Annotated in this window: 11 protein-coding genes and 2 tRNA genes; 5 read left to right on the top strand and 8 right to left on the bottom strand. The window is 43.5% G+C overall.

The window, feature by feature from the left end:
• Positions 1 to 4: 4 nt before the first annotated feature.
• From JMY00_RS00580 to JMY00_RS00560, 5 genes are all read right to left on the bottom strand, one after another.
• Entirely contained in the window at positions 5 to 1,021 is a 1,017-nt protein-coding gene (locus JMY00_RS00580) for an ABC transporter permease subunit (protein ID WP_057761126.1), read from the bottom strand.
• Positions 1,022 to 1,216: 195 nt separating this feature from the next.
• Positions 1,217 to 2,857, bottom strand: a complete 1,641-nt coding sequence (locus JMY00_RS00575; protein ID WP_201578706.1) for an ABC transporter substrate-binding protein — start codon at positions 2,855 to 2,857, stop codon at positions 1,217 to 1,219.
• Between the two features lie 459 nt (positions 2,858 to 3,316).
• Positions 3,317 to 4,945 (bottom strand): GMC family oxidoreductase N-terminal domain-containing protein, encoded by a 1,629-nt coding sequence (locus tag JMY00_RS00570; RefSeq protein ID WP_201578705.1) that lies wholly within the window; start codon positions 4,943 to 4,945, stop codon positions 3,317 to 3,319.
• Between the two features lie 190 nt (positions 4,946 to 5,135).
• Positions 5,136 to 5,462, bottom strand: a complete 327-nt coding sequence (locus JMY00_RS00565) for a DUF779 domain-containing protein (RefSeq protein WP_201578704.1) — start codon at positions 5,460 to 5,462, stop codon at positions 5,136 to 5,138.
• A gap of 156 nt (positions 5,463 to 5,618) precedes the next feature.
• Positions 5,619 to 7,145, bottom strand: a complete 1,527-nt coding sequence (locus JMY00_RS00560; RefSeq protein WP_114700459.1) for an aldehyde dehydrogenase family protein — start codon at positions 7,143 to 7,145, stop codon at positions 5,619 to 5,621.
• 326 nt (positions 7,146 to 7,471) lie between these two features.
• Between JMY00_RS00560 and JMY00_RS00555 the strand changes: the two genes are divergently transcribed.
• From JMY00_RS00555 to JMY00_RS00545, 3 genes are all read left to right on the top strand, one after another.
• Complete coding sequence (locus tag JMY00_RS00555) at positions 7,472 to 9,409, top strand: AAA family ATPase (RefSeq protein ID WP_201578703.1); 1,938 nt, start codon at positions 7,472 to 7,474, stop codon at positions 9,407 to 9,409.
• 159 nt (positions 9,410 to 9,568) lie between these two features.
• Positions 9,569 to 10,717, top strand: a complete 1,149-nt coding sequence (locus tag JMY00_RS00550; protein WP_240990612.1) for a glyceraldehyde-3-phosphate dehydrogenase — start codon at positions 9,569 to 9,571, stop codon at positions 10,715 to 10,717.
• 92 nt (positions 10,718 to 10,809) lie between these two features.
• Positions 10,810 to 10,900: transfer RNA gene (locus tag JMY00_RS00545), tRNA-Ser, on the top strand.
• A 105-nt stretch (positions 10,901 to 11,005) separates the two neighbouring features.
• On the opposite strand, the gene JMY00_RS00540 is transcribed toward JMY00_RS00545, so the two are convergent.
• The 3 genes from JMY00_RS00540 to JMY00_RS00530 all read right to left on the bottom strand — a co-directional run bounded on the left by JMY00_RS00540 (position 11,006) and on the right by JMY00_RS00530 (position 12,655).
• A complete protein-coding gene (locus JMY00_RS00540; protein ID WP_201578702.1) occupies positions 11,006 to 11,737 on the bottom strand; it encodes a hypothetical protein in 732 nt (243 codons plus the stop codon).
• Positions 11,738 to 12,059: 322 nt separating this feature from the next.
• Entirely contained in the window at positions 12,060 to 12,389 is a 330-nt protein-coding gene (locus tag JMY00_RS00535) for a hypothetical protein (RefSeq protein ID WP_057761113.1), read from the bottom strand.
• 190 nt (positions 12,390 to 12,579) lie between these two features.
• Positions 12,580 to 12,655: transfer RNA gene (locus tag JMY00_RS00530), tRNA-Asn, on the bottom strand.
• Between the two features lie 488 nt (positions 12,656 to 13,143).
• Here JMY00_RS00530 and JMY00_RS00525 point away from each other — a divergent pair.
• Both JMY00_RS00525 and JMY00_RS00520 read left to right on the top strand, forming a co-directional pair.
• Positions 13,144 to 13,488, top strand: a complete 345-nt coding sequence (locus JMY00_RS00525; RefSeq protein WP_201578701.1) for a multidrug efflux SMR transporter — start codon at positions 13,144 to 13,146, stop codon at positions 13,486 to 13,488.
• Position 13,489: 1 nt separating this feature from the next.
• The gene (locus JMY00_RS00520; protein ID WP_240990601.1) at positions 13,490 to 14,068 is read left to right on the top strand and encodes a TetR/AcrR family transcriptional regulator; all 579 of its coding nucleotides are present in this window, start codon (positions 13,490 to 13,492) and stop codon (positions 14,066 to 14,068) included.
• Positions 14,069 to 14,149 lie beyond the last annotated feature (81 nt).

Here is a 14,149-nt window from a genome sequence, read left to right as displayed (position 1 = left end):
TAAATTAAGAAGTATGGCGAATACGTGGATTGATCAGACCATACAAAATATCAATAAATAAACTAACCAAAATCAGAGCGGTGGCGACCAATAAAATACCATTTTGTACAATAGGGTAGTCACGAGTGAAAAACCCATCGAGTAGCCAATTACCAACGCCTGGCCAACTAAAGATAGTCTCGGTAATAATGGCACCTGCGAGTAATGTCGCCATCTGTAGGCCAACGACGGTAACCACAGTAATCAAGGCGTTACGCATGACATGAACCAGTATTACTCGGCGTGGAGATAAGCCTTTGGCTCGTGCTGTACGCACATAATCCTCATCTAACACCTCTAGCATCGCAGAGCGTGTCATCCGTGCAATCATCGCTAACGGAATGGTCGATAAGGCTATAGAGGGCAATATAAAGTGTTTGACCACGTTCCAAAACGCGCCAGGCTCTCCTGAGCTTAGTGAGCCGAGTAACCATGACCCATACAGTGGTTGCACATCTAAAAACTGTGCGACAGATATCACCCCAGCGACGGGCAGTAGACCTAAATAATGAGCGAAGATACCAGTCAGGATGGGACCTAATAAATAGATAGGCATAGAGTAGCCTGCCAACGCGCCTGACATGAGGGTGTAATCAATCCATGTACCACGGCGCAAGGCAGCAAAGATGCCTAAGCTAACACCAATGACACTAGCGATGACAATAGCGCATAATGCCAACTCTAAAGTCGGAACAAAGTGGGCAAAAAAGTCTTGTAATACGGGCGTACGAGTACGAAAGGACTGACCAAAATCACCTGTTAAGATACCAGTCAAATAATCCCAATACTGGGCAACGAGCGGTTTGTCTAATCCTAGCCTTTCTAGGGCACGAGCATGTAGCTCTGGATCGACCATACGCTCACCCATCATAATTTCAACCGCATCTCCAGGTACGAGACGAATCAGAGTAAAAGTGGATAGCGTTAAGCCAAGATAGACGGGTATTAAAATGGCAATACGACGCAGAATATAAAGTAGCATGGGCTGCTCAATAGTTGTGGTTCAATGATTAGAGTATTAGCGATGATCAAGAGATCCGTGACAAAGCGCTTAATTCATATTGTTCATATCATTCATATAAGTGCGGCTGGAGCAGAGTATCTGACCCAGCCGCACTTATATGAATGAATAAAATGAATAAATCGCGAATATCGTAACGGAATTAATCAGTCAAGGTTATTCAACTTTTACACCATCGAAGCGTATTGAGCCAAGTGGGCTGATTTTATAATCGACCACGTTTGGTGCGGTGAATACGGTCACTACCGAGTGTGCCATTGTTGTCCAAGGAAGCTGTTCTTTGAATATCTGCTGAGCTTGCTCATATTCGCTGACACGCTCATCTTGATTGTTAATCTGACGGGCATTGGTCACTAAACTATCGAAGTCTTTATTACACCAGCGCGAGTAATTGTTACCACCGACCGCGTCACAAGACAATAACGAACCAAGCCAGTTGTCTGGATCACCATTATCGCCAGTCCAACCTGCTAGAATGACATCAGGCTCGCCTTTAGCAGCGCGCTTGAGGTACTCGCCCCACTCATAAGTCACAAGCTTGGTATCGACGCCAATCTTCGCCCAATCTGCTTGCAGCATTTCAGCCATTAGCTTGGCATTTGGGTTGTATGGACGCTGAACTGGCATATACCATAGATTGATAGAAAGGTTATCCGCGCCAGCTTCTTTGATCAGTGCTTTTGCTTTTTCAACATCGTAAGGCGCATCTTTAAGTGACTCGTCATAGCCCCACTGCGTTGGCGGCATTGGGTTGGTTGCTTTGAGGCCTTCGCTCTGATAAACCGCGTTAATAATAGCGTCTTTGTTGATCGCCATATCTAATGCTTGACGCACTTTAAGATCGCTCAGTTGAGGTTTTTCTACGTTGTAACCGACATAGCCGACGTTGAAGCCAGGCTGATCCAGAACGGTGGCTTTACCTGATTTTTTGACAGATTCGATTTCGGCAGGTTTTGGATAAGCGGACACATGACATTCGCCAGCTTGCACTTTCTGAGCACGAACTGCTGAGTCTTTAGTAATAACAAACACTAGGTTGTCGATATAAATGTCGTCTTTGTTCCAATAATCTGGGTTTTTGGTATAACGAATTTGCGCATCTTTTTGGTACGAGGTAAAGACGAAAGGTCCAGTACCGACGGGCTTAGTATTGATATCAGCAGCATTACCAGAGGCTAGCAATTGATCTGCGTACTCAGCAGAACCAATATAAGCAAAAGGCATTGCTAGGTTCTGTAGGAACGGTGCATTGGTTTCGCTAAGGGTAATCTTTACCGTATAGTCGTCAACCTTTTCAATATTAGAGATGATATCAGGTAGTCCCATGCCGACCGAATATGGGAATTCAGCAGGATAAGCTTTGTTAAATTCAAAGTCTGGGTCAGTGATACGTTCTAGCGTAAAGACAATGTCATCCGCGTTGAAATCGCGAGTCGGAGTAAAGTAATCAGTTGTACCGAATTTAACCCCTTTGCGTAGATTAAAGGTATAAGTCTTGCCGTCTTCGCTAATATCCCAGCTCTCAGCTAACCCTGGTTGAATCTCAGTTTCCGCTCTTTTGAATTCTACCAAGCCATTATAAATAGGGAAGGCACTCGCATCAAAATCCGTACCTGAAGTATATTGCGCTGGATCGAATCCAGCAGGGCTACCTTCTGAGCAATAGAGCAATGTTTTGGCGGCTTTAGCGTCTGAGCTAGCAGCAGAGTCGTCGGTAGTTTTGTTGTCTCCACTACAGGCGCTGATACCTAAGACAAACGTCGCCAACATCGTAAGTTTGAAGAGTGATTTTTGCATTATTACATCCTATGTAATGGTAGGTAGGTACTCATGTATCCATATGTTCGTACTCGATCATGAATACGATGAGAAAGCGTTTAGTGACCTCTAAAGTATCTATCTATGCAGTATTTTATATATACAAAATAAAACATATTAAAGCTTGTTATAACTTTAAATTATATAGATAGAAACTAAAAATATAAATAAGTCGTTCGAATATACTCTCTTAATCTGTGATAATGCAAGCGATAAATAGACTAATTTTGATAAAAATTGCACAATTTTGCCGTATTTAGCATCAATAAGATATTAAATACTAAATTCTATGGCTTTATGTTTATTCACTCTAAGTAGCAAAGAGACACACTTTTAAATTGCTAACCAGTTACAATTTTACTAAGTGTAAACAATTAGAAATAATAAAGTTATGTCTCTTTGAAGTAATTAACTATAATCTGTTTGCCCAACGCAGCATTAAACAGGGCTATGATTCGCCTTAATGAGATCGGCTATTTTTTCGGCAATCATAATAGTTGGCGCATTGGTATTGGCGCTAATAAGCGTTGGCATCACTGAAGCGTCGATAACTCGTAGTCCGCTCACACCTCGTACCTTTAATTCCAAATCAACCACAGAACTGTCATCTGAGCCCATGCGGCAAGTGCCTACTGGGTGATAGATGGTATCTGACTTATTTCTGATATAGCCGAGCATGCCGTCTTTTTCGAGGTAAGGGGCAGGGTAGTCTTCAGTAATGTATTTAGCGAGTGCGGACTCTTGCATGATGGCTCGAGTACGCTCGGCACCAGCTACCATATACTCTACGTCTTTTGGATGCGACAGATAGTTTGGATCGATCAAGACAGCATCAGAAGGGTCGGCTGAGTCCAACCTGACAGTACCTCGACTTTCAGGTCGTAAGTAGCAACTGTGACAAGAGACAGCAAATCCGCGTCTGAGATCGCGACCGTGCTCGATCACGCGTGAGATGACAAAGTGCAGCTGAGTATTTGGCCACTCTTTTGGGTCATCACCGACGCTAAAGAAAGCACCTGCCTCTGCATAGTTTGTTGACAGCAGCCCTGTACCGTCCTTTCTCCACTGCCGAATACTTTTGGTCAATGTCGAAATCGATGCCATGCCAATACCGATGACGTCAGTAGTATTGACCTCATAATCAAAGACGACGTCTAAATGATCCTGCAAATTACCACCGACTTCAGGTGCATCTACCACCACATCAATACCATGAGACTGCAAATGCTCTGCAGGGCCGATACCTGAGAGCATCAGAACTTTGGGTGAACCAAACGCGCCACCTGATAGTAGGACTTCATGACGCGCCGTGACAGTATGTTCGACACCGTCTTTTTCGTAGACGACGCCTGTCGCTTGATTGTCTTCGATAATGACGCGGTTAGCCTGCGCATGAGTGATGACAGTTAGGTTGGAGCGGTGTTGTACGGGATGTAGATAGGCGGCCGCAGCAGAGCAGCGTTGGCCTTGTTTTTCGCCATGGAAATGAGTGACTTGATACAATCCTGTACCGTCTTGCTTTTCGCTATTAAAGTCGGTGTTATGATCTAGGCCATTGGCAATCGCAGCTTCTACGAATGCTTTGGAGATGTCTCGTGGACTGAGTAGGTCGCTAACATGCAGCGGCCCGCTATCACCATGTAGATCATCGCTACCACGAACGTTGTTTTCAGCTTTGATAAAGTAGGGCAGTACATCGTCAAATCCCCAGTCAGTACAGCCTTGCTCTACCCAGCGCTCATAATCTAGCTTACTACCACGCGTATAGATCATGGCATTGATAGCTGATGAGCCGCCCAGACATTGTCCACGTGGCTGAAAACCTTTACGGTTATTAAGGTGCTCTTGCGGGGTGGTGTGAAAGCACCAGTTATTCAATTTAAGTGGTTTGCCAGGAACCATCAGAATCAGTCCGGCAGGCACACGTACTGCTAGATCTTTGCCATCACCGCCGTACTCTAATAAACAGACACTGATATTTGGGTTTTCAGTGAGACGGCTGGCAAGCACGCAACCTGCTGATCCACCACCGACGATGACATAGTCAAATGTTGTGTCAAATTCCATTTCATATTCCTTATAGCATCCATGCTAATTAAAATAGGGTACGCTTTACAGTAACTATTATTTTGCTGAAATAATAAAATAAAAATGACTCTGCGGTATCTGTTTGCGCCAATATAATAGGACAAGCTAAGACTGTTATATTCGGTACATTATTTAAAATTAATGCTACCTAGTTTTGCACCAAACGTCCTTATATCGCACAGATTTCTGAGCGTACGATAAAGCGTTTGCCTTCAGGGATTTCTAACGAAAAGCTCGCACCGCGACCATTGACGACATCAATAGTGAGATCGGTATGCTGCCATAAATTGTACTGTGCCTTACCCATATAAAATGGACAGCCAGCAAGCTCACCAACCAACACATCCTGACCACCCACTTTGAACTCTCCTAATGGATAGCACATGGGTGAGCTACCATCGCAGCAGCCACCTGATTGATGAAACATCAGCTCACCGTGCTTGGATTTCAATAGCTCAATTAACGCTTTACAAGACTCTGTTGCTGTAATTTTCATACTCAACTCCTATGCTATCAGTGTCGAAAAACATACTATTCTAAAAAGCTATTATTCAAAACGTGGCTTTTTACGACTTCTTAAAGTGAAAATGCAACCTATCTTGCGACAGATTGCATTTGTTTTCTAAGTACTGTCATGCGTTCACAGGTTAGATTAGAAGAAACCCATTTTTTTAGGGCTGTACGAAACCAGCATGTTTTTGGTTTGCTGATAATGATCGAGCATCATCAGATGGTTTTCGCGGCCGATACCTGATTGCTTATAGCCACCGAATGCAGCGTGTGATGGATATAGGTGATAGCAGTTGGTCCATACGCGGCCCGCTTGGATACCACGTCCGAAACGATAGGCTTTATGTACACTACGTGTCCAAACGCCAGCGCCTAGACCATATAGGGTATCGTTGGCAATTTGCATGGCTTCTTCGTCGTCTTTAAAGGTGGTGACAGCGAGCACAGGTCCAAAGATTTCTTCTTGGAACACGCGCATGTCATTGGTACCTTCAAAGATAGTTGGCTTAACATAATAGCCGTCTGCTAGGTCGCCATCGTGTTTGGCTTGATCGCCACCGACTAGGACTTTTGCGCCTTCTTTTTTACCGATATCAAGATAAGATAAAATCTTCTCTAACTGATCTGAGCTGGCTTGCGCGCCAATCATGGTCTCAGTATCTAGTGGGTTACCCATTTTGATGGCTTCGACACGAGCGATACAGCGTTTGATAAATTCGTCATAGATGCTTTCGTGTACGAGCGCACGTGATGGGCAAGTACAGACTTCACCTTGGTTTAAGGCAAACATGACTAGGCCTTCGACCGCTTTGTCCAAGAAGTCATCGTCTTCGTCCATGACATCAGCAAAGAAGATATTTGGGCTTTTTCCGCCAAGCTCTAGCGTCACTGGAATGATGTTTTCGCTGGCGTACTGCATGATAAGACGACCCGTTGTGGTCTCACCAGTGAAGGCTACTTTGTTGATACGAGGGTTTGAGGCAAGTGGTTTACCAGCTTCGACACCAAAGCCATTGACGATGTTTAACACGCCCTTAGGTAAAATGTCAGCGATACCGATTGCTTCTAACATATATAGTATAGAGGCAGGCGTTTGCTCAGCAGGTTTCATGACGATACAGTTACCAGCGGCTAGAGCAGGGGCGATTTTCCATACTGCCATTAGAATAGGGAAGTTCCATGGGATAATCTGCCCGACAACGCCAAGCGGCTCATGGAAATGATAAGCAACAGTGTCTTCATCAATTTGGCTTATACCGCCTTCTTGGGCGCGGATGGCACTGGCGAAATAACGGAATTGGTCGATGGCTAGTGGAATATCTGCCATTAAGGTTTCGCGCACAGGCTTGCCGTTTTCGTAGCATTCAGCAATAGCGATCGCTTCTAAGTTAGCTTCCATGCTATCTGCGATTTTTAATAATAAATTGGCACGTTCAGCGACGCTGGTTTTGCCCCAAGCGTCTTTAGCAGCATGCGCGGCATCTAGGGCTTTTTCGATATCTGCTTCTTTTGAACGGGCGACTTGGCAAATGGTTTTACCATCGATAGGGCTTGGGTTGTCAAAGTACTCGCCATCGACAGGAGGGGTCCACTCACCATTAATAAAGTTATCGTATTTTTCGCGGAATTGGACGGGACTGTTTTCAGTATTGGGATAAGCGTATAACATTAACCACTCCTTGTTGTGTATTATGGTTATTTAAAATATGGTTACTTACGTATGACCATTTAAAAATACATTCTTGGTCTTCCTAACCAAGTTATCATCCTATCGTACTGAGCTTTTTAGCAGAACGATAATGACTTTTTATAATGATATATTTTGTATCGTATAACTTTAAGTTATGTGATATGAGTCGGTTAAAATGGTTCGCAAACAGTATGCAGCTGTTATAATTGTGAGCATCTACTTTGGCTTGCTATGGTTACTGGATTAATCATGGCGGCTTTCTTTTTGTACTATTTCTTCTTCATAATATTGGTTGGTTTGGATCTATGCGTCAATCTTCTGCTCTTGATATCCTAAAAACAGGTCAAAACGTCTTTTTGACCGGCTCAGCAGGTTCAGGTAAGACTTATACTCTCAATCAATACATCGATTATTTACGCGCCCGCCGTGTCCCTGTTGCGGTGACCGCCAGTACGGGTATTGCCGCAACGCATATGAACGGCACGACGATTCATAGCTGGTCAGGTATCGGTATCAAAGATGAGCTGACTGATCGAGATTTGTCCACCTTATCACGCAAGCAGTTTTTAGCAGACAGATTGAAAGATACTGCAGTTTTGGTCATCGATGAGATTTCGATGCTACATGCCAAGCAGCTCAATTTGGTTAGCCAAGTGCTCAAGCATATTCGCAAAAATGACAAAGCGTTTGGCGGTATTCAGGTCGTCGTCGCAGGAGATTTTTTTCAGTTACCGCCGATTGGCAGTAAAGGTGAGACGAATCGTGAAAAGTTCGCGTTTATGTCTGAGGCGTGGCTCGATGCCAAGTTCCATATTTGCTACTTGTCTGAGCAGCATCGTCAAGTCAGCGATGCAGCCAATGGCGGTCTCGATTTGGATGACATTCTTAATCAAATCCGCCGTCAGGAAGTGACCTTTGAGGCGATTGCTGCTTTAGAAGCGACTTATGACCAAAGCGTCGATATCAAGCGTACGCGTCTATATACCCACAATCTCAACGTTAATAAAATCAATGACAAAGAACTGGCGTCTCTAGATGGCGAGATGATGCGTTTTGAAGCGACGGCGACAGGCGATAGTAAGCTAGTTGAGACACTAAAAAAGACCGTGCGTACCCAAGACGAGCTGATTCTCAAAGTCGGCGCCAAGGTAATGTTTATCAAAAACAATGCCGAGCTTGGTGTCTCTAACGGGACGATGGGCGAGTTGATTGGTTTTGCTGCTGTCAAAATAGACGATAAAGATAGTAATGATGCGTTAATCGAAGACGATAGCAGCGATGAAGTTGATGAGGATACTGCTGGTGAGAAAACAACAAAAGGTAAAAAGTCCGCTGCTAAGAAAGATAAAGAAAAACCAAAGTCGAAGAAACCAACGACTCAAAAAATGCCTGTCGTGCGGCTTAATTCAGGACGAGAGGTCATCGCTGAGCCTGAAGAATGGATTATCGAAGATGAAACGGGTGATGTGCTAGCAAGTTACTTACAAGTGCCGCTCTGTCTGGCATGGGCGATTACCATTCATAAATCGCAGGGCATGACCCTCGATGCGGCTGAAATCGATTTGTCGCGTACTTTTGAATTGGGACAAGGCTATGTGGCATTGTCACGCCTCAAGTCGCTATCTGGGCTACAGCTGCTCGGTATGAATGACATGAGTCTGCAACTTGATCCATTGGCACGCGGCGCAGACAAGCGGTTTTTGGTACTGTCTGAAGAAGCGGATGCCAACTATGCGATGCTAGATGAAGAAAGCATGCAGCAGGCACATGAAAAATTCGTCCTGAAGTCAGGTGGGACATTGAGCAAGTCGGTAATCGATGCTTACGCCACGCTACAAAAGAAGCGCCGCGAACAACAGCAAGCGAAAATCGATAAAAAACAGAAATTAGGCAATCAGGTCTCTGACAAATCAGACAGTACTCTACTTGCGACCAGAGTGTTGTTAGAAGAGAGTTTGACCATTGCAGAGATATCACAAGCGCGTCAGTTGTCACAGTCGACCATCATGCGTCACATTGCTGACCTAAAATCACAAGATCCGAGTCTTGCCTGCGATCATCTGCGTCCAGATGATGAGGTGATGACAGCCGTAGGTAATGCCTATGTCGCCATTAAAGTCGCCAATAATCCAAATGACTTCAATGATGACGGTAGCATCAAGCTGCGTCCGATATATGATCATCTCAAGCAAAGCATTGACTACAATACCATTCGCCTCGCATTGATTTTTATCACCCCATAGTTTTGCTGCCTATAATTTTATTGCCTATAACTTTATTACCATTAGTTTTATAGGCTTTATTTTTGCTATTTCTTAGTATTTAGCAATCATTAGCGCACTCAACGTGATAACGCTCAGTTTTTACCCCCATTTATAGCGATACCCTTTATGTCCGATGTTATGCCTGATTTTTCGAGCGCTACTTATCAATTGACCTCTGACCCGATAGCGGCGACGTTCCGTACTACTGGTGAGCACACACAGCCACTGAGAGTCGCTATCAATGGCTTTGGTCGTATAGGGCGCAATGTACTTCGTGCTTTGCTAGAGCGCTTTGAAGTATTAGGCCGTGCGATTCATGTGGTGGCAATTAATGACTTAGCGCCAGCGGATATATTGCTGCATTTACTCAAGTTTGATAGCACACATGGCCGTCTCAGTCGATTAGGCGTAAATGCTGAGATTGTAGAGAGTGAGTCAGGTGATACAAGCAAGACTGAGCTCTGTCTGACTAAAAACAATCTGACTTACTGCATCAATATGCTATCAGAGCCTGATCCTAAAAATTTACCTTGGCAGGTGCTGGGTGTCGATGTGGTTTTAGAATGTACTGGGCACTTTCGCTCGTATGAGCAGGCGACGCTACATATCGATGCTGGCGCGCAGCAAGTAATCATCGGTGCCGCGCCATTTGATGATGTGGATGCCTGTATCGTGATGGGCGTGAATACCGATGCGCTCACGCTTGAGCTACCGATTATTTCTAGTGTTTCTTGCACCACGCAGGCATTGGTACCGTTGATTGATACGTTAGATAAGGCGTTCGGTGTGCAGTCCGCCATGATGACCGAGATTCATGCAGTCACTGCTGATCAGACGGTATTGGATCAAGCACATCGAGATCCAAGACGGGCGCGCGCTTCTGGCTATAATATTATCCCAACGACATCCAGTAGTATCGCTGCGACAGAGCGGGTGCTACCAGCCATGGTCGGCAAGATAAATGGACACTCGATACGGGTGCCAACTATCGATGTGGCTGCGATTGATGTCACCTTTGTATTTGATACGCCAGATGTCGATGTAGAGACAGTACGAGAGGTACTTAAAGCTGCCAGTCAGGCGCATTTGCATGACATCATGGCTTATACCGATGAGCCATTGGTATCTAGTGACTTTATCCATCAGACTGAGTCGCTTATCATTGATGGTCAGCAACTTATGCAAGTGGGTGGTCAATATAAGGTTTTTGCATGGTACGATAATGAATGGGGTTATGCCAATAGGTTGCTCGATATGTGCTTACATCTGGCCTCAAGCAAGCGGTAATGTACCAATTTACAAGTATTCGAAAATTAATTGAATTTTTTTAGTTTAGGGGCTTGCATTATAAAATGATATCTATATAATGATGCACCAATGGAGACGTGGCAGAGCGGTTGAATGCACCGGTCTTGAAAACCGACAAGGGTTAATAGCCCTTCGAGAGTTCGAATCTCTCCGTCTCCGCCAAATTCGAAAAAGCCCCAATCATTACTGATTGGGGCTTTTTTTTATGGTATTGATAAAAGTACTAATTAGTACCTTCTATAAAATCCTCAATAGTAGGTTATACAGCTACTTCACTAACGAATTTTCAAATTCGATTGTCTGATCATCTATTAAGGTAAGCGTACCTTTATTAATCTCGATAGTGATGCCACTAGCATTTTTGATAGCGCGCATGACATTGATATCTTCAATGCTGCTTTCAATAATGATCTTGCCAGACTGTTCTGGTGCGATAGGTGGGTCAAACGTCGTCAAAGGCACATTAAAGTTTTTGCCCTTTGTCAAGTTGGCATCCTTCATGGTCAGCGTCCCTTTAAAGCTTTTTATCGCGCTTTTGCCATGATTGGATAGCATAAACTGCATTTTGACCTGATTTAAGCTATCGCTATCACTGGTTTTCACAGGTAGTAGGGCGACAGGGTACATCTGTGCAGTAGCATTAGCTGCCTGACCTTTAACGATAGGGCTTTTCTTACCCGTTGGGTTGTTTGGATGCAGACGTTCATATTCACGCTGTTGTATCAGCGCTTGCTTGATAGTGGTACGCGGCATGGCTCCTGATTCATAGGCATCGCTCAATTTCATGCGCAGCATATATCGGCTGAGTACTTGTTGATCGGCCTCAGACAATTGCTCAAAAGTTTGTCCTAGCTTTTTTTGCCATTGGTCAGAATCTGTCGGTATGGTTGTTTTACTTGGATCAGTCTGCGGTGATGAGCAGCCAGTCGCAATCACTAGCATTGCTACCGTCATGGTTGAAAACAAAGTTTTGTTGAAACGCTGATGTAAGCCCGTCATCGTACCCCTCCTTACAGATCTTTATTATGTTGAAACCTTATAAATAGTCGCGACTATATGCTTAATATACCTTGTTTAAATATCTGTTGTGTTTAATTATGGCTAACTACAGTCGCAAATATATCGGAGTACCTAGAAACATATTTACTATGGATTAAATAGAGGAAGGGCATAACAAGAAGAGAGTTAGAGAGAGATCAGTAATGCTTTAACTTTTACAACAGCCACAAAAAAGACCAAGCTCGCGTTAGCAAACTCGGTCTTTTTATTTTAATACTATTTAGCAGCGTTACTATTAATTAGCAACGATATTATTAATTGTTTAATCGTTGTCTTGTAACTCAGATAGCGGATGAGTGATGTTGTTATTATGCGTCACTACAATCGCTTCATCAATAATATGCTGGCTAACGCCGCGCTTACGTAGCGTTTCGATGAATACTTCATCATGGGCGAGCGTATAATCCTGATGGTCACGATCCAAGCCCTGACGAATATAAAGACGAATAAGCCCTTGAATGCGCTTAAAGCCCAAGTCTGATGACGTCGTTTCTAATAGACCAATCATTTCTTCAGACAAACGAATACTAATCGGGCGCATGATTTTTTGCGGATGATCAGAAAACTTATTTTTTATACGTACAGGTATCATAATAAACCATTACTTTTAGTGAGTAAGAGCGAAGCACTCAAACAAAAACGAACCCAATCAAAACTAATCTTACCATACAACAAAAATGTCTAAAAGAACACCACAGCCGTGCTAATATTATTAGAAGTAAATATAAAAGACGCAGCAATAAAAAAACCTCCATCAAATTATGATGAAGGTTTTTAGTATATGGCTCTCCAACCTGGGCTCGAACCAGGGACACACGGATTAACAGTCCGTTGCTCTACCAACTGAGCTATTGGAGAATAGCTGGTCATAACAGCAAGTTATTGACGCTTTATATTAAAGCAGTTAATTAGCTTGTTTGCGTTATGTGGGGCACATTTTAGCCAAGTCACTACAGGCTGTCAACCTTATTATGCGTTTAATTATAAATATTATCGCAATTATTGAAAATTAACGCCTATCCCTTATCAGATAGGCTATTTCAAGGCAGAACTCAATAGAAAATGACGATAAATGTGTTTTAGAAATAAAAAATATTTTCAGAAAATTTTTATATGGCACATAGGACAAACGATAAAAATATACAACCAGACGTCGATTCGGCAAAGTAAAACTGAATTTGGTGCTTTGTATTTTCGAATATTAAGGTCGTGCGATACCGTTTGACACAATAAAGTTGCAAGACAACCCTTCACATTGGCAGTAGAGTTCTATAAAATACCGACCATGTGGTTTCTTTGCTATGTTTTTTCATAGCATGCGTTGAACAAAAGCGGGTGTTCTAAAGATGAGTCCTACTACGATTGCTTACGGTTATCTGACTATTGCCATTATATGCGAAGTGGTGGGTACGACTTTTTTGGTAAAGTCAGAACAGTTCACCCGTTTGTTGCCAACATTGATGATGGGCGCGCTCTATGCGGTTTCATTTTATCTATTGGCTCAGACGCTCAAGACCATACCGCTAGGCATTGCGTACGCGCTGTGGGGCGGGCTTGGGATTGTACTGACATCACTTGCTGGTGTGGTGCTATTCAAGCAAAATCTTGATACAGCAGCAGTGGTCGGTATCGCGATGATCGTCGGCGGTGTTGTTGTGATGAACTTATTGTCTAATTCTGTGGTGCATTGATATGGAAAATGCTTATAAGCGTAAAAAACAGCCAGAAGTCATTCGTCGTGCGTTGTTAGATCAGGCAGCACGTATCACGTTAGAGCAAGGCTTATCTAAAGTGACGTTTCAGGCAGTCGCTGATGCGGTTGGAGTGACAAAGGGTGGGGTGATGCATCATTTTTCTACCAAAAACGCACTCGTGCTAGAAGTCTTCAATGATGCAATGGCTAAGTTTGAGGCAGAAGTAAACGCAGCAATGTCTGATGACCCTGTTAAGTACGGTTCATTTACCCGTGCTTATATAGATGCCACTATCAGCCTCGGCGAGCAAGGTCAGGAAGAATACGATAATCAAGCGACCTTATATGTGTTGATGCTAGGCGATAGTGAGCTGCGTGAGTTGTGGGCTAAGTGGGCGAATGAGCAACTCAAAAAACATGCAGCAACGGATAATACCGAGACATTATGTATGGTTCGCCTCGTCGCTGATGGTATTTGGCTCTCAGACTTTTCAGGTATCGACATCGCAGACAAACAGTCATTACGCGATCGCTTGATAAAAATGACGCAGCGTGATTTTGATACGAGTTCGAACTAATCAACATTTAATCAATGAAAAACTACGAAAACTATATTCACAAAACTAAATAATGACGACATTATGTGATAAGAGCCTTTA

The sequence above is a fragment of the Psychrobacter sp. Pi2-52 genome (assembly GCF_904846705.1).
Lineage (GTDB): Bacteria > Pseudomonadota > Gammaproteobacteria > Pseudomonadales > Moraxellaceae > Psychrobacter.
This window is presented reverse-complemented; position numbering and strand designations above follow the sequence as displayed.

Coding starts and splice junctions, on each gene's coding strand:
- JMY00_RS00555 (WP_201578703.1), top strand. CDS start 7,472: ATGCGTCAATCTTCTGCTCTTGATATCCTAAAAACAGGTCAAAACGTC.
- JMY00_RS00560 (WP_114700459.1), bottom strand. CDS start 7,145: ATGTTATACGCTTATCCCAATACTGAAAACAGTCCCGTCCAATTCCGC.
- JMY00_RS00550 (WP_240990612.1), top strand. CDS start 9,569: ATGCCTGATTTTTCGAGCGCTACTTATCAATTGACCTCTGACCCGATA.
- JMY00_RS00565 (WP_201578704.1), bottom strand. CDS start 5,462: ATGAAAATTACAGCAACAGAGTCTTGTAAAGCGTTAATTGAGCTATTG.
- JMY00_RS00535 (WP_057761113.1), bottom strand. CDS start 12,389: ATGATACCTGTACGTATAAAAAATAAGTTTTCTGATCATCCGCAAAAA.
- JMY00_RS00540 (WP_201578702.1), bottom strand. CDS start 11,737: ATGACGGGCTTACATCAGCGTTTCAACAAAACTTTGTTTTCAACCATG.
- JMY00_RS00570 (WP_201578705.1), bottom strand. CDS start 4,945: ATGGAATTTGACACAACATTTGACTATGTCATCGTCGGTGGTGGATCA.
- JMY00_RS00525 (WP_201578701.1), top strand. CDS start 13,144: ATGAGTCCTACTACGATTGCTTACGGTTATCTGACTATTGCCATTATA.
- JMY00_RS00580 (WP_057761126.1), bottom strand. CDS start 1,021: ATGCTACTTTATATTCTGCGTCGTATTGCCATTTTAATACCCGTCTAT.
- JMY00_RS00520 (WP_240990601.1), top strand. CDS start 13,490: ATGGAAAATGCTTATAAGCGTAAAAAACAGCCAGAAGTCATTCGTCGT.
- JMY00_RS00575 (WP_201578706.1), bottom strand. CDS start 2,857: ATGCAAAAATCACTCTTCAAACTTACGATGTTGGCGACGTTTGTCTTA.